The organism is Streptomyces sp. NPDC056503 (genome assembly GCF_042794995.1).
Taxonomy (GTDB): domain Bacteria; phylum Actinomycetota; class Actinomycetes; order Streptomycetales; family Streptomycetaceae; genus Streptomyces.
This window is the reverse complement of the sequence record NZ_JBHTST010000078.1, coordinates 1-21,292: the sequence shown is the minus strand read 5'-3', so window position 1 is coordinate 21,292 and position 21,292 is coordinate 1. Positions and strand designations below refer to the sequence as shown.

The following is a 21,292-nucleotide window of genomic DNA, read 5'->3' as shown; positions in this document are numbered from 1 at the left end:
AGCAGGCGGTTATCCACAGGGTTGACACCATACGGGCCGCCGACCCACCATTGAAGTCATTCAACCGAACGATCGGTCGGTAGGGGGTCTGATGACCGCAGGGACGGCAGGGACGGCAGTGACCGCGGAAGCGCCCGGCACGGACGCCGCGGACGCGGCGGCGCAGGCCGCCCGCGAGGCGGTGTTCGACGCCGCGGTCGCAGCCGACGAGCGCATCGAGCCGCGCGACTGGATGCCGGAGGCCTACCGCGCCTCCCTCGTCCGCCAGATCGCGCAGCACGCCCACTCCGAGATCATCGGCATGCAGCCCGAGGCGAACTGGATCACCCGCGCGCCCTCGCTGCGCCGCAAGGCCATCCTCATGGCCAAGGTCCAGGACGAGGCCGGCCACGGCCTGTACCTCTACAGCGCCGCCGAGACCCTCGGCGTCAGCCGCGACGAGCTCCTCGACAAGCTCCACAACGGCCGCCAGAAGTACTCCTCGATCTTCAACTACCCCACCCTCACGTGGGCCGACGTCGGCGCCATCGGCTGGCTCGTCGACGGCGCCGCCATCACCAACCAGGTCCCCCTCTGCCGCTGCTCCTACGGCCCGTACGCCCGGGCCATGGTCCGCGTCTGCAAGGAGGAGTCCTTCCACCAGCGCCAGGGGTACGAAGCCCTGCTCGCCCTCTCCCGCGGCACCGAGGCCCAGCACGCCATGGCCCAGGACGCGGTGGACCGCTGGTGGTGGCCGTCCCTGATGATGTTCGGCCCGCCCGACGACGAATCGACCCACACCGCGCAGGCGATGGCCTGGAAGATCAAGCGCCACTCCAACGACGAACTGCGCCAGCGCTTCGTCGACATCGCCGCCCCGCAGGCCGAGGCCCTCGGCCTCACCCTCCCCGACCCCGACATGAAGTGGAACGAGGAGCGCGGGCACTACGACTTCGGCCCCATCGACTGGGCCGAGTTCTGGGACGTTCTCAAGGGCAACGGCCCCTGCAACGACCAGCGCATCACCACGCGCCGCCAGGCCCACGAGGACGGCGCCTGGGTCAGAGAGGCCGCCGCGGCCTACGCGCGCAAGCACACCGGACAGCACGGGGAGGCACAGGCATGAGCAGCGACACTTGGCCCCTGTGGGAGGTGTTCGTGCGCTCCCGCCGAGGGCTCTCCCACACCCACGCCGGCAGCCTCCACGCCCCCGACGCGGAGATGGCCCTGCGCAACGCCCGGGACCTCTACACCCGCCGGATGGAAGGCGTCTCCCTCTGGGTCGTCCCCTCCGTCGCCATCACCGCCTCCTCCCCGGACGAGAAGGACCCCTTCTTCGAGCCGGCCGCCGACAAGCCCTACCGGCACCCGACCTTCTACGAGATCCCGGAGGGGGTGAAGCACCTGTGACCACCACCGACACCGCCGCCACCCCGGAGACCGTCACCCCGACGGCCCCCGCGCCGGTCACCGACCCGGCCGTCACCGCCGCGGCCCTCGCCCTCGGCGACGACGCCCTCGTCCTCGCCCAGCGCCTGGGGGAGTGGGCCGGCAACGCCCCCGTCCTGGAGGAGGAGGTCGCCCTCGCCAACATCGCGCTCGACCTCCTCGGCCAGGCCCGCGTCCTCCTCTCCCTCGCCGGCGACGAGGACGAACTCGCCTTCCTCCGCGAGGAGCGCGCCTTCCGCAACGTCCAGCTGGTCGAGCAGCCCAACGGCGACTTCGCCCACACCATCGCCCGCCAGCTGTACTTCTCCACCTACCAGCGGCTCCTGTACGCGGCCCTGGCCACCGGCGACGGTCCGCTGACCGGGCTCGCCGCCAAGGCCGTCAAGGAAGTCGCCTACCACCAGGACCACGCCGAGCACTGGGCCCTGCGCCTCGGCGACGGCACCGAGGAGAGCCACCGCCGCATGCAGACGGCCTGCGACGCCCTCTGGCGGTACACCGGCGAGCTCTTCCAGCCCCTCGACGGCCTCGACCTGGACACCACCGCCCTCGAAGCGGCCTGGCTGGACTCCGTCACCACCGTCCTCACCCGCGCCGGACTCACCGTCCCCGACGGCCCCCGCACCGGCGCCTGGCGCGCCGGAGCCGGCCGCCAGGGCCTCCACACCGAGCACTTCGGCCGGATGCTCGCCGAGATGCAGCACCTCCACCGCAGCCACCCGGGGGCGACATGGTGACCACCACCGCCACCCCGCTCGAAGCGGAACTGGCCCGGATCGCCGGCGCCGTCCTCGACCCCGAGCTGCCCGTCCTCACCCTCGCCGAGCTCGGCGTGCTCCGCGGCGTCCACGTCACCGGCCCCGGCCGCGTCGAGGTCGCCCTCACCCCCACCTACACCGGCTGCCCCGCCGTGGAGACGATGTCCACCGACATCGAACACGCCCTCCACGAGCACGGCATCCCCGAGGTCACCGTCGTCACCGTCCTCGCCCCCGCCTGGTCCACCGACGACATCAGCGAGGAAGGCCGCCGCAAGCTCACCGAGTTCGGCATCGCCCCGCCCCGCCCCCAGGGCCCCGCCGACGGACCCGTCGCCCTCACCCTGGCCATCCGTTGCCCCCACTGCGGCTCCACGGACACCGAGCTCCTCAGCCGCTTCTCCTCCACCGCCTGCAAGGCCCTGCGCCGCTGCGCCGCCTGCCGCGAGCCCTTCGACCACTTCAAGGAGCTGTAGATGTTCCATCCGCTCCCGGTGAGCCGGGTCGAGCGGCTCACCGACGACTCCGTGGCCGTCACCTTCGCGGTCCCCGACGCCCTCCACGAGACCTTCCGGCACCGCCCCGGCCAGCACCTCGCCCTGCGCCGCACCGACGAGTCCGGCCAGGAGATCCGCCGCACCTACTCGATCTGCTCCCCCGCCACCCCGGCCGGCGAGCGGCCCGAGCTCCGCGTCGGCATCCGCCTCGTCGACGGGGGCGCCTTCTCCACCTGGGCCCTCAAGGAACTCACCCCCGGCCACACCGTCGACGTCATGGCCCCCACCGGCCGGTTCGTCCTCGACCCGCGCCCCGGCCACTTCGCCGCCGTCGCCGGCGGCAGCGGCATCACCCCGGTGCTCTCCATGGCCGCCACCCTCCTCGACCGCGAACCCGAGGCCCGGTTCTGCCTGATCCGCAGCGACCGCACCGCCGCCTCCACGATGTTCCTCGACGAGGTCGCCGACCTGAAGGACCGTCACCCCGACCGCTTCCAGCTCGTCACCGTCCTCTCCCGCGAGGAACAGCAGGCCGGCCTGCCCTCCGGCCGCCTCGACCAGGAGCGGCTCGCCGCCCTCCTGCCCGCCCTCCTGCCGGTCGGCGCCATCGACGGCTGGTTCCTCTGCGGCCCCTTCGGCCTCGTCCAGGGAGCCGAGCGGGCCCTGCGCGACCTGGGCGTCGACCGCGCCCTCGTCCACCAGGAGATCTTCCACGTCGACGACGGCTCGGGCCCCACGCCCGTCCCCACCGCCGACACCCCCGCCCACGCCACCCTCACGGCCACCCTCCACGGCCGCTCCGGCACCTGGCCCGTCGAGCGCGGCGAAAGCCTCCTGGACACCGTCCTGCGCGCCCGCGCCGACGCCCCTTACGCCTGCAAGGGCGGCGTCTGCGGCACCTGCCGCGCCTTCGTCGTCGGCGGCGAGGTCCGCATGGACCGCAACTTCGCCCTCGAACCGGAGGAGACCGACGCCGGCTACGTCCTGGCCTGCCAGTCCCACCCGGCCACGCCCGACGTGGAGCTGGACTTCGACCGCTGAGCCCATTCCCTTCCGCTAGAACCTGTTCTATCTTGACGGCCCGTCAGGCAAGTGCCGCCCGACGGGCCGCCGGAAGAGCACCGGACAGCAACGGAAGGACAGGGCCATGGACTTCACGTTCACCGAGGAGCAGCAGGCGGCCGCGGAGACGGCCCGTACCGTCTTCGCCGGCGTCGCGCCCGACGCCGTGCCCAGCCCCGCCCTCACCCCGACTGCCGTCGCCGACGACCTCGACCGCCCCCTGTGGCAGCGGCTCGCCGCCACCGACCTCCTCGGGCTCCTCGCCTCCCCGGAGAACGGCGGCACCGGCCTCGACGCCGTCGCCCTCTGCCTCGTCCTGCGCGAGTCCGCCCGCGTCCTGGCCCGCGTCCCCCTCCTGGAGACCGCCGCCGTCACCCACGTACTCCAGCACCACGCCCCGGCCGACACCGCCGCCGCGCTGCTGCCCGAGGTCACCGCGGGCCGGCTCGTCCTCACCGCCGCCGCCCACGGCGCCACCGGCCACGAACCCGCCGAGCGGGCCGTCACCGCCCGCCAGGACGGCACCCACTGGATCCTCGACGGCGCCACCGACCACGTCCCGTGGGCCCATCAGGCCGACCTGACCGCCGTCCCCGCCCACACCACCGACGGCCGGACGGTCCTCGCCCTGCTCCCCCGCGACCACGAGGGCCTCGCCCTCGACGCCCAGTACGGCACCCACGGCGAGCGCCTCGCCCGACTACGGCTCGACGCCGTACGCCTCCCCGCCGAACGCGTCCTCGACTCCGCCGACGCCTGGCCGGCGCTGCGCTCCCTGCTCACCACCGGCACCTGCGCGCTCGCCCTCGGCCTCGGCGAGCAGGTCCTCACCATGACGAGCCAGTACACCGGGAAGCGCGAACAGTTCGGCCACCCCGTGGCCACCTTCCAGTCCGTCGCCGTCCAGGCCGCCGACCGCTACATCGACCTCCGCGCGATGGAGGCCACCCTGTGGCAGGCCGCCTGGCGCGTCTCCACCGGCGTCGACGCGGCCCTGCCCGCGGAGGCGGACCTCGCCGTCGCCAAGATCTGGGCCTCGGAAGGGGTCCGCCGCGTCGTCCAGACCGCCCAGCACCTGCACGGCGGCTTCGGAGCCGACACCGACTACCCGCTGCACCGCTACCACGCCTGGGCGAAGTACCTCGAACTCTCCCTCGGCCCGGCCGCCGCCCACGAGGAGACCCTGGGCGACCTCATCGCCGCCCATCCCCTGGACTGACCACGCCCGGCAGGGCTCAGGCGACGAACCCGGGCCCGTTGTCCGCGACCACGGGACGCCCGGCACCCTCCCAGGCCACCATCCCGCCGTCCACGTTCACCGCGTCGTAGCCCTGCTGCACCAGGTACTGCGTGACCTGCGCCGACCGGCCGCCGACCCGGCACATCACATAGGCGCGGCCGCGGTCGGCGAGCAACTCGCCGACCTCCGCGAACCGCGCCACGAAGTCGCTCATCGGCACGTGCACCGCGCCCTCGACCCGACCGGCCGCCCACTCCTGGTCCTCCCGCACGTCGAGCACCAGGGCATCGGCGGGTACGGACGCGGCGGGCACCGACGGCAGCGGGGCAGCGAAACTCATGGGACCGACCTTCTCTCGTGTACGGCGGGACCGCCTCGACCTGAAAAAACTACTGCACCAGCGCGGCCAGCTCGGCCTCCCGCTCGGACACCTGACCACGCAGCTGCTCGGCGATCTCCTCAAGGAGCTTGTCCGGGTCCTCCGGAGCCAGCCGCAGCATCGAGCCGATGGCGCTCTCCTCCAGCTCCCGCGCCAGCGCCGACAGCAGGTCCTTGCGCTGCGCCAGCCACTCCAGCCGCGCGTAGAGCTCCTCGCTCTCGCTGAGCCGCTCCTCGGCCGGCGCCGGACCCGCCTCCCACTCCTCGGCGAGCTCGCGCAGCAGCGCCTCGTCGCCCCGCGCGTAGGCGGCGTTCACACGGGTGATGAACTCCTCCCGCCGCTTCCGCTCGTCGTCCTCCCGCGCCAGGTCGGGGTGGGCCTTGCGGGCCAGCTCGCGGTAGAGCCGACGCACCTCCTCGCTGGGCCGCACCCGCTGCGGCGGCCGCACCGGCCGCTCGGTCAGCATCGCGGCCGCCTCGGGGGAGATCCCGTCGGAGTCGATCCAGTCGTCGAAGAGCACCTCGACCCCCGGCAGCGGCAGCACCGCGGCCCGCGCCTCCCGCGCCAGCCGCAGGTCCTCCGGGTCACCGCTCTGCTCGGCCCGCGCCTCGGCGATCGACGCGTCCAGCTCGTCGAGCCGCGCGTACATCGGCCCCAGCTTCTGGTGGTGCAGCCGCGAGAAGTTCTCCACCTCGACCCGGAAGGTCTCGACGGCGATCTCGAACTCGATCAACGCCTGCTCGGCCACCCGCACGGCCCGCTCCAACCGAGCCTCCGGCCGCTGACCGACATCCTGGCCCTGACTCTGCCCCTGGTCCTGGTCCTGGCCCTGGTCCTGGCTCTCGTCCTGGTCCCGGCTCTCGTCCTGGCCCTGGCCCTGGTCCTCGCTCACGTTCACGCCCGCCCACGTCCTCGTTCCGGCCCGACCACTCAAGCCTAGGTCCTCACCGGGGGCCCCTCCCCCCCTCCCTCCCCTCCCCCTCCCCCCGTTTTCGTCGTGTCCCCCGACGCCGCGCACGCCGGTCTGACCCCGGCCCGGGGTCAGACCCCCGGCTCCGCTGCCATGCGTCCCGTGCGGATCGCCGTGAGCAGGTCGGCGTGGTCCGCGGTGGTGCGGTCGGCGTAGGCGACCGCGAAGGCGGCGACGGCCTCGTCGAACTCCTCGTTCTTGCCGCAGTAGCCGGCTATCAGGCGCGGGTCGGCACTGTGGGCGTGGGCGCGCGCGAGGAGCGCGCCGGTCATGCGGCCGTAGTCGTCGACCTGGTCGGCGGTGAGCGCGGCGGGGTCGACGCTGCCCTTGCGGTTGCGGAACTGGCGCACCTGGAAGGGGCGCCCCTCGACCGTGGTCCATCCGAGCAGGATGTCGCTGACGACCTGCATGCGCTTCTGGCCGAGGACGACGCGCCGGCCCTCGTGGCCGGGGTCGGGGACGGTGAACCCGGCGGCGGGCAGGTGGGGCACGAGCACGGACGGGCGGGCTTCCTTCACCTGGAGGACGAGCGGTTCGCCGCGGTGGTCGAGGAGCAGGACGACGTAGGAGCGGGTGCCGACGCTGCCGGTGCCGACGACCCGGAAGGCGACGTCGTGGACGGCGTACCGGGCGAGGAGCGGCCGGCGGTCCTCGGAGACGGTCTCCAGGTACTCGCCGAGGGCGGCTGCGACGGCCGCGGCCTCGGCGTCGGGCACCCGGCGCAGGACCGGGGGCGCGTCGACGAAGCGGCGTCCGCCGCCGTCGGTCTCGGCGACGGCCTCGGTGGAGCGGGCGGCGAACCGGGCGCTGGTGTTGTTGCGGGCCTTGGCGGAGACGCGTTCCAGGGTGCCGAGGAGGTCGCGGGCGTCGGTGTGGGAGACGAGCTCCTCGTCGGGTATCGCGTTCCAGGCGTCGAGGGAGGGGAGCCGGGCGAGGAGGCGCATGGTGCGCCGGTAGGCGCCGACGGTGTCGTGGGCGGCGGCCCGGCAGGTGTCCTCGTCGGCGCCGACGACGCGGCCGGCGAGGACGAGGGAGGTGGCGAGCCGCTTGAGGTCCCACTCCCAGGGACCGACGACGGTCTCGTCGAAGTCGTTGAGGTCCATCACCAGCCGGCCGCGGGCATCGCCGTAGAGGCCGAAGTTGGCGGCGTGGGCGTCGCCGCAGAGCTGTGCGGAGACGCCGGTGACGGGGGTGCCGACGAGGTCGTGGGCCATGAGGCCGGCGGACCCGCGCAGGAAGGCGAAGGGGTTTGCGGCCATGCGCCCGACGCGGATCGGGGTGAGCTCGGGGACCCGGCCGCGGCTGGACTCCTCGACGGCGCGGGCCGCGTCGGGGCGTCCGGCGGGGAGGGCGAACTCGGCATGGGAGGAGCGGGGGACGGTGGTGCGCAGCTGCTTGCCGCGCTCCTTGGCGGAGTGTTCCGCGCTGCCGCGCCGTACGAATCCGGGCACGTGCGGGATGCGCTCCCCGTCCGTTCCGCCGCGCTGTCCGGGCACGGCGGCCTGGTTCTCGTCCATGGGACGACCTCCCCCGATGACTGGCCGGACGGTACGTCCGGCGACTTCCGGACCTGACGGTACAGCCGGCCTTGATCGCCCGTCTCCCCCTGTGGACAACGGCCTGTGGACAACTGCCGAGCCGCTGGTCGAACGGGATCGGACGGGGTCAGACGGCTACCGCCTCTTCCATCTCCTCTTCCATCTCCTCCTCCCTCTCCGCCTCCCGCTCCTCTCCGCTTTCCGCCTCTTCGCGGCTCGTCGCCTCGCGGACGGGCATCGGAGGGGTCGCGGCGGCGCTCACGGCGTTCCGTGTGGCCTCGGTGCGGCCGGCGAGGGTGACGAGGACGACCCCGGCGAGGAGCCAGAGGACGAGGACGAGGACGTGGCCGCCGAGGGCGTGTCCGTCGAAGTAGACGTGGCCGCGGATGCCCTCGACGAAGCCGGCGCCGTTCCAGAAGGCGTGGAGGGAGCCGAAGAGGCCGGGCTGGAGCTCGGGGCGGTAGATGCCGCCGGAGCTCGTGAAGTTGAGCATGACGAAGAGGATCATCACGCCGAGCGTGGTCCAGCGGCGCAGGTAGGTGTGGAGGCCGATGCCGATGAGGAGGATGCCGGCGGCGTAGAGCCAGGAGAGTGCCCAGACGCCGGCGAGGCCGTGGTCGACGAGGTGGAAGACGGGGCCGGCGAAGAGGGTGCCGATGAGGCTGACGACGAGGGCGGTGCCGGTGGCGAGGAGGGCGCGGATCCGCATGGGGAGGGCGGCTCCGGCTGCGCCGATGACGGCGACGGAGGCGTAGGCGCCGATGCTGACGGCGACGAGGAGGAAGAAGACGCCCTGGCCGGTGGGGTCGCCGGAGGCGGTGGGGGCGAGGTCGGTGACCTTGAGGGGGGCGTCCTGGCCGGCGGCGACCTTGGTGAAGACCTTCTCGACGGCCATGGCGCTGGTGTCGGAGGAGGCGGAGGCGACGAGGAGTTCGGGGTGCTCGCCGGGGATGTAGGCGCCGTAGCTGTCCTGGTGGAGGAGGGCGGTGGCGGCGGTGGCGCGGTCGGGGACGGTGCGGACGTCGAGGGCGCCGTCGGCCTTGTCGTGGAGGGTCTGGGCGAGGACCTGGGTGGTGGGTCCGGAGCCGACGATGTCGACGCGGAGGTCGTGGGGCTGGGGGGCGTGGAAGGCGCCGAGGTAGGCGAGGCCCATGCCCAGGCACATGAGGAGGGGGGTGACGAGGTGCCCGAGGACGTGCCGCAGGGCGCCGGCGGTTTGGTTCGGTCCTGTGGACACCGTGACCTCCGAAGACAGATAGTTGGCTTTTACAACCAAAGAACCGTTGTACTATACAACTGAAATCGCCTGCCGCGCCAGCCCGCCGAGGGAGCCCCCATGTCCGACGCCCCCACCGAAGCGCACGCCGAAGCGCCGCGCGAGGCGTCCGTGGACGTCATCCAGCGCGAGCTGACCGCCTTCGCGCGCCGGGCCCGTGCCGCGGCGGCCCGCGTCCACCCGGAGCTCCCGCTCGTCTCGTACACGCTCCTCGCCCACATCGAGGATCAGCGCGGCTGCCGCGCCACGGACCTCGCGGCGCACTACCTGCTGGACAAGTCGACGGTCAGCCGTCAGCTGGCGGGCCTGGAGAAGCTGGGCATGGTGGAGCGCCGGCCCGCCCCCGAGGACCACCGGGTGCAGGTGCTGCACCCGACGGAGGCCGGTCTCGCGGTGCTGGCCACCGCCCAGGCGAACCGTCGCGCCGCCTACCAGGAACGCCTGAAGGACTGGTCGAGCGAGGATCTGGCCCGGTTCGCCGACTTCCTCCTCCGGTACAACGACGCGGGCTCGGCCGGCCTCCCCGACCCCGAGTGACCGCCCCGGGCGGCCGCCGTCGAGGCGACAGAGGTGGCCGCCGTCGAGGAGACAGAGGCGGCCACGGCTCGGCTACAGCCCCGCGTCGCGGGCGAGCAGCGCCGCCTGGACCCGGTTCTCGCACCGCAGTTTGGCGAGGATCCGGCTGACGTAGGTCTTCACGGTCGCCTCGCTCATGTGCAGCCGGCGGCCCGCGTCGGCGTTGGAGAGGCCCTCGCCGAGGACCGCGAGGACCTCACGCTCCTTCTCGCCGAGCGCGGCGATCCGGCCGCGGGCCTCCTCGGCGCGGGAGGTCTCACGGCCGGAGGCGAGCCGTTCGACGACGTGCCGGGTCGCCGCCGGCGAGAGGTAGGCGTCGCCCGCCGCAGTGGCCCGTACGGCCCCGATCAGTTCGGCGGGGGCGGTGTCCTTCAGCAGGAAGCCGGCGCTGCCGTGCTCCAGCGCCCGCAGCACGTTCTCCCGCTCGCCGAAGGTGGTCAGGATGATCACCCGTGCCGCCGGTGCGGCCCTGCGCAGCTCCGGGAGGGCGGAAAGCCCGTCGAGGACCGGCATCTGGATGTCGAGCAGCACGACGTCGGCGGCGTGCGCGCGGGCCGCGTCGACGGCCTCGCGGCCGTTCGCGGCCTCCGCGACCACGTGGATGTCCGGATCGGAGTTGAGGATCATCCTGATCCCCGCCCTGATCAGCGGCTCGTCGTCGGCGATCACGACCTTGACGACCCGTCCGGGCCGTCTCGTCCGCTCTGACAGCACTGCGCCTCCCCCAACGCTTCGGTACGGGCCGCCGAGGCGCTACTGCCTCACGACGTACGACTTCTTCTCGATCAGCTTGCCGTCCTTGAAGCAGAACCGGAAAACCGGGTCCTCCCCGAACTCGTCGCTCATCTCGGTGGAGAGCACGACGAGGCAGTCGGAGCCCCCGGGTCTGGCGGGCCCGCCCTTGTCGGTGACGCCCAGCACGGCGAGGGAGCCGGAGTCGGGCAGCGAGGCCCGGACGTCGGCCTCGGCCGTGCCGACCACGATCGACTCGTACTTCTCGGGTGTGACCATGTCGTCCTGGAAGGATCCGACGAGGTAGTAGAGGCCCAAACCGGCCGCGACGAGCAGGACGACGAGCGCCGCGAAGGCGATGCCGCAGCCGAGCGCGACCGATCCCCCGGTGCTCCGCGTCTTGCCTCCGTGCAGCGCCATCGCCAACTCCCGTTCCGTGAAGGTCCAGTCGGGATCTCCGGCCGGTACGGGACGACTCTTTCCGCCGAACGGCTTCGTCGACTGCTGCCGGAAGTCGTCGGCCGCATCGACCAAAGGCGCTGATTCACCGCTCGGTGCGGAGCCGTACGGCAGCATCCCCGCGACCCGGAATCCGCCGCCGTCGGCGGGGCCCGCGTGGCACATGCCGCCGACGAGCCGGGCCCGTTCGACGAGTCCGGCCAGGCCCTGGCCGCCGCTGACGACGCCGTCCACGGGCCCCGCGGTCGGCTCCTCGTTGAAGATCTCGACGACGAACGTGTCGGGCTCGTAGCGCAGTTCGACGCTGATCGGGGCGCCGGGCGCGTACTTGTAGGCGTTGGTGAGCGCCTCCTGGGCCATGCGGTACGCGGCGTGCCCGGCGGCCGGCTCCAGGGGCCGCTCGTCGCCGATCCGCCGCAGCTCGACGCGGGTCCCGGCGGCGCGCGCGGAGGCGACGAGCCCTTCGATGCCGGCGATCCCGCGGGCCGCCCGCCCGCTCTCGTCGCCGACGGCCACCGGCCCGGTGTCGGGATCGGGGGTCTCGGTGCCGTCCCGGAGTATGCCGACGACCTCGCGCAGCTCGTGCATGGCGGTCACGGACGCGTTCCGCAGCACACCGACGACCTCACGCTGCCGCTCGTTCAGCTCGCGGTCGACCTCCAGGGCGCCGGTCTGCACGGCGATCAGGGCGAGTTGGTGCCCGAGGCTGTCGTGCATGTCCTGGGCGATGCGCTGCCGCTCCCGCAGCCGGGCGTTCCGTCCGATCATCGCCCGCTCGCGCACCAGCCGGACGTTCCGTTCCTGGAGCGCGTGGAGGAGGGTGCGGCGCTGGGCCCAGTAGCGGTGGGCGAGTCCGGGCGCGAGCGTGGTCCCCAGGTAGTAGAGGGTCGCCATGAAGGCGAGGGTGAGCAGCCGCTGCTTGTCCCAGTTGTCGAGCAGGGTGGCGCCGACGTTGAGGACGTAGGCGGCGACGTACGCGTTCAGGGCCCGGCCGACGCCGACGATGTGGCCGCCCGCGGACCAGCCGAGGACGAGCAGCAGCGGACCGAGACCGGGGACGACGGGGGAGAGCCCGGCGGTGACGACGAGCACGCTGGCGGGGAACCGGCGGCGCAGCAGCGACAGCACGGCCGCCACGACGGCGACTCCGGCGAGCTGCCACCCCTCGCCGCCGAGCAGTTCCTCGGTGCCGGCGGCGAGCAGCGCGACGACGGCGGTGAGGGCCGTCTCCCCGACGGCCCTGCGCCGCGACCATTCCCCGGCGGGCACGAGCCGTCTCCACGCGGCGGCGGCCCCGGCCCCGATCCCGCGCCCGGCCCCCGTCTTCCCCGCCGTTCCCGCCTCTCCTGCCTTCTTCGCCGTTCCGGCCGTTCCCGCCCTCGTCGCTTCCACGCTCGCACCCTAGGGAGCGCCGGGACCGTAGGGCGTCTCTCTTTCGTCGCGGTCCGGAACGACGAAAGACGAGGCGTCACTTGTTCCGGACAACGCGGAAGCCCCGTAGGTCTGGGACCTACGGGGCTTCCGTCTGGTGCGCGAGGGGGGAGTTGAACCCCCACGCCCTTTCGGGCACTGGAACCTGAATCCAGCGCGTCTGCCTATTCCGCCACCCGCGCATTGGGTGGTCTCCCGGTCTCTCACCTTTCGGTGCGAGCGCCTGGCGACATCTGAAGATTAGCACGTCGCGGACGGTGGATTCACATCCGTTGTTTCGGCCCCCCGCGAGCAGAACAGAGGAGAGGGAGAGGCGTCGCCGTCCTCTCGGGAGTGACGGAGGGGGTCCGGGGGAGGGTCCGGCAGAGAGTCCGCGGGACGGCTCCCGGGAGGGGCCGCGAGCGGGACCACGGGAGCGAGCGCGCGAGCGACCGCGCGAGCCTCCGCCGTCTCCCGTCCCGGGAAGCCGGGGGGAGAAGTGAGGATAAGAAGGAGAGAAGGGACACAGCGGAAAGAGAGGAGAGATGGGAGAGACAGGGGAGAAGCGGGAGGTTGCGGCGTCGACCGCCCCGTCCGGCGCGCTGGCTCGCCTCCTCCGACCCTCCTGTCGGACAGTCTCGTGCGGGACACTGTCCACAGGCCCCCTCTACGATCCCTGGGGGGAGGGCCTGTGAGAGGTGACACTCGTCCACAGGGCAGAGAAGGGGAACCAGCCGATTTCCCGACGCGTGGATACGATCAGTAAGCAGTACCAGGACGGCAACGACGGAGGAGGTGCCCCATGGGAGTCCTGAAGCGTTTCGAGCAGCGTCTCGAAGGTCTGGTCAACGGCACCTTCGCCAAGGTGTTCAAGTCCGAGGTCCAGCCGGTCGAGATCGCCGGCGCGCTCCAGCGCGAGTGCGACAACAACGCGCAGATCTGGAACCGCGAGCGGACCGTCGTCCCCAACGACTTCATCGTGGAGCTCAGCGCGCCCGACTACGAGCGCCTGAGCCCCTACTCGGGACAGCTGGGCGACGAGCTCGCCGGACTGGTCCGTGACTACGCGAAGCAGCAGCGGTACACCTTCATGGGACCGATCAAGGTCCACCTGGAGAAGGCCGACGACCTCGACACCGGCCTGTACCGGGTGCGCAGCCGTACGCTCGCGTCGAGCTCGTCCCAGCCGCAGCCGCACCCGGGGCAGCAGCCCCACCAGCAGCAGCAGCCCCGTCAGCAGCAGGGACAGGGCGGCGGTTACGGGTACCCCCAGGGGCCCCCGGCCGGCGCTCCGCCGATGCCCGCCTCGCCGCCCCCCGGCGGCGGCGCGGGCCACCGCCCCGCCGGCGGCGGCCGTCCCCCGGCGGCCGGCGGCGGCCAGGTGCGCCGCTGGATCGAGATCAACGGCAACCGCCACCAGATCTCCCGCCCGACCCTGGTCCTCGGCCGCAGCACCGACGCGGACGTGAGGATCGACGATCCCGGCGTCTCCCGCCGGCACTGCGAGATCCGGACCGGAACGCCCTCGACGATCCAGGATCTCGGATCCACCAACGGCATCGTGGTGGACGGGCAGCACACCACCCGCGCTACGCTCCGCGACGGCTCGCGGATCGTCGTGGGCAGCACCACCATCGTTTACCGGCAAGCCGAAGGGTGAAGCGGGGGCAATGTCAGAGCTGACCCTGACGGTCATGCGGTTGGGTTTCCTGGCCGTTCTGTGGCTGTTCGTCATCGTGGCCGTCCAGGTCATTCGCAGCGACCTGTTCGGTACGCGGGTGACCCAGCGCGGTTCGCGCCGCCAGGAGGCGCGTCCTCAGCAGGGCGGGCGCCAGGCCGCTCCGCCGCCGCAGCGCGGCCAGCAGCCGCCGCCGCAGCCCGCGGGCGGTGGCCGGTCGCGGCGCGGCGCCCCGACGAAGCTGGTCGTCTCCGAGGGCACCCTCACGGGCACCACCGTCGCCCTCCAGGGCCAGACGATCACGCTCGGCCGGGCGCACGACTCGACGATCGTGCTGGACGACGACTACGCCTCCAGCCGGCACGCCCGGATCTACCCCGACCGGGACGGCCAGTGGATCGTCGAGGACCTCGGGTCCACGAACGGCACGTACCTCGACCGGACCCGCCTCACCACCGCGACGCCGATTCCGCTGGGGGCGCCGATCCGCATCGGCAAGACCGTCATCGAGCTGCGGAAGTAGTACGACAATGAGCGAGCTGACCGGAGCGACCGGAGGGTGGGCAGTGTGGGTCGAGACCGGCTGTACCCCGATGCAGCGGCGACAGGGCAGGTGGGCATGAGTCTCTCCCTGCGATTCGCCGCGGGCTCGCACAAGGGCATGATCCGCGAGGGCAACGAGGACTCCGGCTACGCCGGTCCCCGTCTCCTCGCGATCGCCGACGGCATGGGCGGCCAGGCCGCCGGCGAGGTCGCCTCCTCCGAGGTGATCTCCACGCTCGTCGTCCTGGACGACGACATCCCGGGCTCCGACATCCTCACCTCGCTCGGTACGGCGGTGCAGCGCGCCAACGACCAGCTCCGGATGATGGTCGAGGAGGACCCGCAGCTGGAGGGCATGGGCACCACGCTCACCGCCCTGCTGTGGACCGGTCAGCGCCTCGGCCTGGTGCACGTGGGCGACTCCCGCGCGTATCTGCTGCGGGACGGCGTCCTCACCCAGATCACCCAGGACCACACCTGGGTCCAGCGGCTCGTCGACGAGGGCCGGATCACCGAGGAGGAGGCCACCACCCACCCGCAGCGCTCGCTCCTCATGCGCGCGCTCGGCAGTGGTGACCACGTCGAGCCCGACCTCTCCATCCGTGAGGTCCGCGCCGGCGACCGGTACCTGATCTGCTCCGACGGCCTGTCCGGCGTGGTGTCCCACCAGACTCTGGAGGACACCCTCGCCAGCTACCAGGGCCCGCAGGAGACCGTGCAGGAGCTGATCCAGCTCGCGCTGCGCGGTGGCGGCCCCGACAACATCACGGTGATCGTCGCCGACGTCCTCGACGTCGACGGCGGCGACACCCTCGCCGGCCACCTGAGCGACACCCCGGTCGTCGTCGGCGCGGTCGCCGAGAACCAGCAGCAGCTGAACGACGGCGGCGCGATGCAGACCCCGGCCGGCCGCGCCTCCGGGCTCGGCCGCCCCGCCCCGCACCACCAGCCGCCCGCCGGCGGCTTCGGCCCGCCCGGCAGCGGCGACGACCACGGCTACGGCGCGATGCCGCCGCACGGCTCGTTCGACGCGTACTCGGACGACGACTTCGTGAAGCCGCGGAAGCGGCGGCGGTGGATCGGGCGCACCCTGATCCTCCTCCTCGCCCTCGGCGTCCTCGCCGGCGGCGCGTACGGCGGCTGGCGCTGGACCCAGACCCAGTACTACGTGGGCTCCAAGGACGAGCACGTGGCGCTGTACCGGGGCATCAGCCAGGACCTCGCCTGGGTGAAGCTCTCGGAGGTCGAGAAGGACCACCCCGAGATCGAACTCAAGTACCTCCCCGCCTACCAGCGGAAGCAGGTCGAGGACACCATCGCGGGCGGCAGCCTCGCCAAGGCCCAGACGAAGATCTCCGAGCTGTCCGTGCAGGCCTCGGCCTGCAGGAAGACCGAGGAGCGCCGCGTCGCCAAGGAGAAGGCCGACAAGGAGAAGGCGGCCGAGAAGCCGGCCGACGGCGCCGACGCCAAGCCCGAATCCAAGCCCACCACAGCCGCTCCGACCCCGGGTCCCACCCTCACGGCGGAGGAGCAGAAGCTGGCCTCGAACTGCGGCAAGCAGTAAGCACCCGTAGGGGGCCTTTCACCACCATGAGCGTTGTCACCAACACGACCACCATCGGCGCGATCGAGGCGCCGAGCCGCCGCAACACCGAGCTGGCGCTGCTCGCCTTCGCCGTAGCCATCCCGGTGTTCGCGTACCTCAACGTGGGGCTGGCCATCGACGGCGAGGTCCCGTCCGGCATGCTCGGGTACGGGCTCGGCCTCGCGCTCCTCGCGACCGTCGCCCACCTCGTCGTGCGCAAGTGGGCGCCGTACGCGGACCCGCTGCTGCTGCCGCTGGCGACCCTGCTCAACGGCATGGGGCTGGTGCTGATCTGGCGTCTCGACCAGTCGCCGCGGCTGATCGACCTGGCGAAGCGCAGTTACGGGGCGTTCAGCCCGTCCGCGCCGAACCAGATGATGTACTCCGCGATCGGCATCGCCATGTTCGTGGGCGTGCTGCTGCTCCTCAAGGACCACCGCGTCCTGCAGCGCTACACGTACATCTCCATGGTCGTGGCGCTCCTGCTGCTGCTCCTGCCGCTCGTTCCCGGCCTCGGCACCGACGTCTTCGGCGCCAAGATCTGGATCCGTATCGGCGGCTTCTCCATCCAGCCCGGCGAGTTCGCCAAGCTGGTCCTCGCCGTGTTCTTCTCCGGCTACCTGATGGTGAAGCGGGACGCCCTGGCGCTGGCCAGCCGCCGCTTCATGGGGCTCTACCTGCCGCGTGGCCGTGACCTCGGCCCGATCCTGACGATCTGGGCGGTCAGCCTCCTCATCCTGGTCTTCGAGAACGACCTCGGCACCTCGCTGCTGTTCTTCGGCATGTTCGTGATCATGCTGTACGTGGCGACCGAGCGGACCAGCTGGATCGTCATGGGTCTGCTGATGGCCGTCGCCGGCGCGGTGGCCGTCAGTTCCACGGCGAGCCACGTCCAGTCCCGCGTGGCCGCCTGGCTCGACCCCTTCGAGTGCCTCAAGACGGCGCCCGAGGGCTCGAACATGGCGTACGCCTGTGACCAGATGACCCAGGTGCTGATGTCCTTCGGCTCCGGCGGCATCCTCGGCACCGGTCTCGGCCAGGGCAACTCTGACCTGATCCAGTTCGCCGCCAACTCCGACTTCATCTTCGCCACCGTCGGCGAGGAGCTCGGCCTGGCCGGCGTGATGGTCTTCCTGCTGATCTACGGTCTGATCATCGAGCGTGGCATCCGCACGGCCCTCGCCGCCCGCGACCCGTTCGGCAAGCTGCTCGCGATGGGCCTGTCCGGCGCCTTCGCGCTGCAGGTCTTCGTCGTGGCCGGCGGTGTGATGGGCCTCATCCCGCTGACCGGTATGACGATGCCGTTCCTCGCGTACGGCGGTTCGTCCGTGATCGCCAACTGGGCCCTGATCGGCATCCTGATCCGGATCAGCGACACCGCACGCCGTCCGGCGCCCTCCCCCGCCCCGAACCCCGACGCCGAGATGACCCAGGTGGTCCGTCCGTGAACAAGCCTCTGCGCCGGGTCGCGATCTTCTGCGGCCTGCTCGTCCTCGCCCTGCTCCTGCGCGACAACTGGCTCCAGTTCGTCCGCGCCGACGAGCTGAACGCGCACCCGAAGAACCGGCGCGTCCAGATCGAGCGCTACTCGAACGAGCGCGGCAACATCATCGTCGACGGAAAGCCGATCACCGGCTCCGTCGACTCCGGGGACGAGTACTTCACGTTCAAGCGGACCTACGTCGACGGCCCCATGTGGGCCCCCGTGACCGGCTACGCCTCGCAGGCGTACGACGCCAACCAGATCGAGAAGATCGAGGACGGCATCCTCACGGGCAACGACGACCGGCTCTTCTTCGACCGCACCCTGTCGATGTTCACCGGGGAGAAGAAGAAGGGCGGCGACGTCGTCACCACCCTCAACGGCGCCGCGCAGAAGGCCGCCTTCGAGGGCCTCGGCAAGAACACCGGCGCCGTCGTGGCGATCGAGCCGTCGACCGGCAAGATCCTGGCGCTCGCGTCCACCCCCTCGTACGACCCGTCCTCGTTCGCCGGCTACTCGGGCAAGGACGAGAAGGCCTGGGTCGCGCTGGAGAAGGACAAGAACAAGCCGAAGCAGAACCGCGCCCTGCGCGAGATCTACCCCCCCGGCTCCGTCTTCAAGGTCGTGACGGCCGCCGCCGCGCTGGAGTCCGGCAAGATCAAGGACATCGACGCGGCGACCGACACCCCCGAGGGCTGGAAGATCCCGCTCTCCCGGGTGCCGATGAAGAACCACTCGGGCGGCTGCGCCAACGCCAGCATCAACGAGGCGCTGCGAGTCTCCTGCAACTCGGTCTTCGCCAAGCTCGGTGACGACGTCGGCCGCGACAAGATGGTCGAGACGGCCGAGAAGTTCGGCTTCAACGCCGAGCAGTTCACCCCGGTCCGCTCCGCCGCCTCGGTCTACGACAAGAACGCCGACCGCGGTGGCAACGCGCTCTCCTCGATCGGCCAGTTCAACACCGCGACGACCCCGCTCCAGATGGCGATGGTCACGGCGGCGATCGCGAACGACGGCAAGCTGATGAAGCCGTACATGATCGACCAGCTGCGCGCCCCGAACCTGGACGTGATCAAGCAGAACGAGCCGGAGGAGATGAGCCAGCCGGTCTCTCCGGAGAACGCCCAGAAGCTCCAGACGATGATGGAGAACGTCGTCTCGAACGGCACCGGCGCCAAGGCCGACCTGAACATGAGCGGCGTGAAGGTCGGCGGCAAGACCGGTACCGCGCAGCACGGCGAGAAGAACGCCAAGCGCCCGTACGCGTGGTTCATCTCGTATGCCAAGACCGACCAGGGCTCCCCGGTCGCGGTCGCCGTGATCGTCGAGGACGCCGAGGGCGTCGGACGTGAGGACATCAGCGGTGGCGGTCTCGCCGCGCCGATCGCGAAGGCGGTCATGAAGGCGGTTCTGAAGAGCCGCGGCTGATCTTGCGAAGGGCCGGTGCCCGCCAGGTACCGGTCAGGTATCAGCTGCCCTCCGCGCGCGGTACGGCTCTTCGGGGCCGGTACCGTATGCGCGGACAGCACACACCGCCGGACCACCCCAGGGTGCGGTCGGGACAGACGGAGAGGGCTGGATTAGCTATGGAAGAGCCGCGTCGCCTCGGCGGCCGGTACGAGCTGGGCTCGGTGCTCGGCCGCGGTGGCATGGCCGAGGTGTACCTCGCCCAGGACACCCGGCTCGGCCGCACCGTCGCCGTGAAGACGCTGCGGGCCGACCTGGCCCGTGACCCGTCCTTCCAGGCCCGGTTCCGCCGTGAGGCACAGTCCGCCGCCTCCCTGAACCACCCGGCGATCGTCGCCGTCTACGACACCGGCGAGGACTACGTCGACGGGGTCTCCATCCCGTACATCGTGATGGAGTACGTCGACGGGTCGACGCTCCGTGAGCTGCTTCACTCGGGCCGCAAGCTGCTGCCCGAGCGCACCCTGGAGATGACCGTCGGCATCCTCCAGGCGCTGGAGTACTCGCACCGCGCCGGCATCGTGCACCGCGACATCAAGCCCGCGAACGTGATGCTGACCCGGACGGGCCAGGTCAAGGTCATGGACTTCGGCATCGCGCGCGCCATGGGCGACGCGGGCATGACCATGACGCAGACCGCGGCGGTCATCGGCACCGCCCAGTACCTCTCGCCGGAGCAGGCCAAGGGCGAGCAGGTCGACGCGCGCTCCGACCTGTACTCCACCGGCTGCCTGCTCTACGAACTCCTGACCGTCCGGCCGCCGTTCATCGGCGACTCCCCGGTGGCCGTGGCCTACCAGCACGTCCGCGAGGAGCCGCAGGCGCCGAGCAACTTCGACGCCGAGATCACGCCCGAGATGGACGCCATCGTCCTGAAGGCGCTGGTCAAGGACCCCGACTACCGCTACCAGTCCGCCGACGAGATGCGCGCGGACATCGAGGCGTGCCTCGACGGGCAGCCGGTCGCGGCCGCCGCGGCGATGGGCATGGCGGGCGCCCAGGCGTACAACGGCTACGGCTATCCGCCGGAGGACCAGCCGACGACGGCGCTGCGCCAGGCCGACCCGGTCGGCCAGACCTCGATGATGCCGCCGGTCCCGCCGGACGGTGGGGGTTACGGCGGTTACGACGGTTACGACGACCGTCCGGACCGCCGCCGCGGCGGCCAGAAGAAGTCGAACGCCTCCACGATCCTGCTGGTGCTCTGCGGCGTCCTGGTCCTGGTCGGCGCGATCTTCATCGCGCGGTACCTGATGGACACCAACGACACCCCGCAGCAGACGCTGGTGCCGCCGCTCGTCGGACAGACGCTGACCGAGGCGGAGCGGTCCGCGACCAACGCCCAGGTGAAGGTGCAGGAGGCGGGCAAGGAGCGCTGCGACCAGCCCACGGGTGCGATCTGCCGCCAGGACCCGGTCGCCGACGGCGCCGGCAAGATGGCGGTCGACGGCACGATCCAGGTGTGGATCTCCGAGGGCGCGCCGCTCGTCGAGGTCCCGGACGTCCAGGAGCAGTCGCTCCAGCGGGCCAAGGAGACCCTGGAGGGCAAGGGCTTCAAGGTCAAGGTCGAGGAGGAGGAGTCCGACGAGGACCCCGGCACCGTCCTGCGGCAGAACCCGCAGAACGGCACCAAGGCCGAGAAGAGCTCCGAGGTGACCCTCACCGTCGCCAAGCAGAAGCTGACGCAGCTGCCGGACGTGCGGAACCGCGACATCAGCCTGGCGCTCCAGCAGCTGAACGGCCTCGGCTTCACCGACGTGAAGCAGGAGGAGGTCGACAACGACCAGCCCAAGGGCATGGTCCTGGAGCAGACCCCGGGCGGCCCGAGCAACCAGCCGCTGGACGTCGAGATCAAGCTGAAGGTCTCCAAGGGCCCGCAGGTGACCGCGGTCACGATCCCCGGGGACCTCGCCGGCAAGACGCTGAAGGAGGTCCGGGACTGGTTCCAGGGCCAGGGCGTGTCGGTCGTGGTGGCCGGTGTCGACAAGGACGACGCCCGTGTCCTCCAGTCGGCGCCCGCCGCCGGCCAGACGGTCAACAAGGGCGGCTCGGTCACCCTGTTCACCGCGGACGTGGGCGGTGGCAACCCCGGTGGGAACAACGGCCAGCCGGACGGCGACAGCAACAACGGCGGCGGCTGGTTCGACTAGCCGGCCCGCCGGCACTGCCGGAAAGGGGGGAGCCCCGGAGACCTTCGAAGGTCTCCGGGGC

General features: G+C 71.8%; 19 protein-coding genes and 1 tRNA gene. 13 read left to right on the top strand and 7 right to left on the bottom strand.

Annotation, left to right across the window (positions count from 1 at the left end; genetic code table 11):
* The first annotated feature begins 91 nt into the window (after window positions 1-91).
* The 6 genes from paaA (at window position 92) to ACFQ8C_RS22710 (ending at window position 4,964) form a co-directional block, all read left to right on the top strand.
* Window positions 92-1,105, top strand: coding sequence for a 1,2-phenylacetyl-CoA epoxidase subunit PaaA (gene paaA / locus ACFQ8C_RS22735; RefSeq protein WP_383460479.1), 1,014 nt, complete (start codon window positions 92-94; stop codon window positions 1,103-1,105).
* Window positions 1,102-1,389, top strand: a complete 288-nt coding sequence (paaB, locus tag ACFQ8C_RS22730; protein ID WP_383460476.1) for a 1,2-phenylacetyl-CoA epoxidase subunit PaaB — start codon at window positions 1,102-1,104, stop codon at window positions 1,387-1,389. Before paaA ends, paaB begins: the two co-directional genes overlap by 4 nt.
* Entirely contained in the window at window positions 1,386-2,165 is a 780-nt protein-coding gene (paaC, locus tag ACFQ8C_RS22725) for a 1,2-phenylacetyl-CoA epoxidase subunit PaaC (RefSeq protein ID WP_383460474.1), read from the top strand. The genes paaB and paaC overlap by 4 nt, the downstream gene beginning before the upstream one ends.
* Entirely contained in the window at window positions 2,159-2,662 is a 504-nt protein-coding gene (gene paaD / locus ACFQ8C_RS22720; protein ID WP_383460472.1) for a 1,2-phenylacetyl-CoA epoxidase subunit PaaD, read from the top strand. The genes paaC and paaD overlap by 7 nt, the downstream gene beginning before the upstream one ends.
* Window positions 2,663-3,724: a 2Fe-2S iron-sulfur cluster-binding protein gene (locus ACFQ8C_RS22715; RefSeq protein WP_383460469.1), complete on the top strand. Its 1,062-nt coding sequence runs from the start codon at window positions 2,663-2,665 to the stop codon at window positions 3,722-3,724.
* A gap of 106 nt (window positions 3,725-3,830) precedes the next feature.
* Window positions 3,831-4,964 carry an acyl-CoA dehydrogenase family protein gene (locus tag ACFQ8C_RS22710; RefSeq protein WP_383460466.1) on the top strand — a complete coding sequence of 378 codons (1,134 nt, stop codon included), beginning with the start codon at window positions 3,831-3,833 and terminating at the stop codon, window positions 4,962-4,964.
* A gap of 16 nt (window positions 4,965-4,980) precedes the next feature.
* Here ACFQ8C_RS22710 and ACFQ8C_RS22705 read toward each other — a convergent pair whose 3' ends face one another.
* The 4 genes from ACFQ8C_RS22705 to ACFQ8C_RS22690 form a co-directional block, all read right to left on the bottom strand.
* Window positions 4,981-5,325 (bottom strand): rhodanese-like domain-containing protein, encoded by a 345-nt coding sequence (locus tag ACFQ8C_RS22705; RefSeq protein ID WP_383460463.1) that lies wholly within the window; start codon window positions 5,323-5,325, stop codon window positions 4,981-4,983.
* 49 nt (window positions 5,326-5,374) lie between these two features.
* The gene (locus tag ACFQ8C_RS22700) at window positions 5,375-6,130 is read right to left on the bottom strand and encodes a J domain-containing protein (RefSeq protein ID WP_383460516.1); all 756 of its coding nucleotides are present in this window, start codon (window positions 6,128-6,130) and stop codon (window positions 5,375-5,377) included.
* Between the two features lie 275 nt (window positions 6,131-6,405).
* Window positions 6,406-7,851, bottom strand: coding sequence for a DUF2252 domain-containing protein (locus ACFQ8C_RS22695; protein WP_383460461.1), 1,446 nt, complete (start codon window positions 7,849-7,851; stop codon window positions 6,406-6,408).
* Between the two features lie 148 nt (window positions 7,852-7,999).
* Window positions 8,000-9,109 (bottom strand): hypothetical protein, encoded by a 1,110-nt coding sequence (locus tag ACFQ8C_RS22690; protein WP_383460458.1) that lies wholly within the window; start codon window positions 9,107-9,109, stop codon window positions 8,000-8,002.
* 99 nt (window positions 9,110-9,208) lie between these two features.
* On the opposite strand from ACFQ8C_RS22690, the gene ACFQ8C_RS22685 reads away from it, so the two are divergent.
* Window positions 9,209-9,685, top strand: coding sequence for a MarR family winged helix-turn-helix transcriptional regulator (locus ACFQ8C_RS22685; protein ID WP_383460455.1), 477 nt, complete (start codon window positions 9,209-9,211; stop codon window positions 9,683-9,685).
* A gap of 72 nt (window positions 9,686-9,757) precedes the next feature.
* Here the strand turns inward: ACFQ8C_RS22685 and ACFQ8C_RS22680 are convergent, their stop codons facing one another.
* The 3 genes from ACFQ8C_RS22680 to ACFQ8C_RS22670 all read right to left on the bottom strand — a co-directional run bounded on the left by ACFQ8C_RS22680 (window position 9,758) and on the right by ACFQ8C_RS22670 (window position 12,528).
* Entirely contained in the window at window positions 9,758-10,438 is a 681-nt protein-coding gene (locus ACFQ8C_RS22680) for a response regulator (protein ID WP_383460453.1), read from the bottom strand.
* Window positions 10,439-10,477: 39 nt separating this feature from the next.
* On the bottom strand, window positions 10,478-12,184 hold the full coding sequence (locus ACFQ8C_RS22675) for a sensor histidine kinase (RefSeq protein ID WP_383460450.1): 1,707 nt from the start codon (window positions 12,182-12,184) through the stop codon (window positions 10,478-10,480).
* Window positions 12,185-12,441: 257 nt separating this feature from the next.
* A tRNA-Leu gene (locus ACFQ8C_RS22670) sits at window positions 12,442-12,528 on the bottom strand.
* 599 nt (window positions 12,529-13,127) lie between these two features.
* Here ACFQ8C_RS22670 and ACFQ8C_RS22665 point away from each other — a divergent pair.
* The 6 genes from ACFQ8C_RS22665 to pknB all read left to right on the top strand — a co-directional run bounded on the left by ACFQ8C_RS22665 (window position 13,128) and on the right by pknB (window position 21,231).
* Complete coding sequence (locus ACFQ8C_RS22665; protein ID WP_383460447.1) at window positions 13,128-13,985, top strand: FhaA domain-containing protein; 858 nt, start codon at window positions 13,128-13,130, stop codon at window positions 13,983-13,985.
* 10 nt (window positions 13,986-13,995) lie between these two features.
* Entirely contained in the window at window positions 13,996-14,526 is a 531-nt protein-coding gene (locus ACFQ8C_RS22660; RefSeq protein WP_383460446.1) for an FHA domain-containing protein, read from the top strand.
* Between the two features lie 96 nt (window positions 14,527-14,622).
* On the top strand, window positions 14,623-16,110 hold the full coding sequence (locus ACFQ8C_RS22655) for a Stp1/IreP family PP2C-type Ser/Thr phosphatase (RefSeq protein WP_383460443.1): 1,488 nt from the start codon (window positions 14,623-14,625) through the stop codon (window positions 16,108-16,110).
* 26 nt (window positions 16,111-16,136) lie between these two features.
* The gene (locus ACFQ8C_RS22650) at window positions 16,137-17,579 is read left to right on the top strand and encodes an FtsW/RodA/SpoVE family cell cycle protein (RefSeq protein WP_383460440.1); all 1,443 of its coding nucleotides are present in this window, start codon (window positions 16,137-16,139) and stop codon (window positions 17,577-17,579) included.
* Complete coding sequence (locus ACFQ8C_RS22645; RefSeq protein WP_383460437.1) at window positions 17,576-19,042, top strand: peptidoglycan D,D-transpeptidase FtsI family protein; 1,467 nt, start codon at window positions 17,576-17,578, stop codon at window positions 19,040-19,042. The genes ACFQ8C_RS22650 and ACFQ8C_RS22645 overlap by 4 nt, the downstream gene beginning before the upstream one ends.
* Before the next feature lie 158 nt (window positions 19,043-19,200).
* Window positions 19,201-21,231 (top strand): Stk1 family PASTA domain-containing Ser/Thr kinase, encoded by a 2,031-nt coding sequence (pknB, locus tag ACFQ8C_RS22640; RefSeq protein ID WP_383460434.1) that lies wholly within the window; start codon window positions 19,201-19,203, stop codon window positions 21,229-21,231.
* Window positions 21,232-21,292 lie beyond the last annotated feature (61 nt).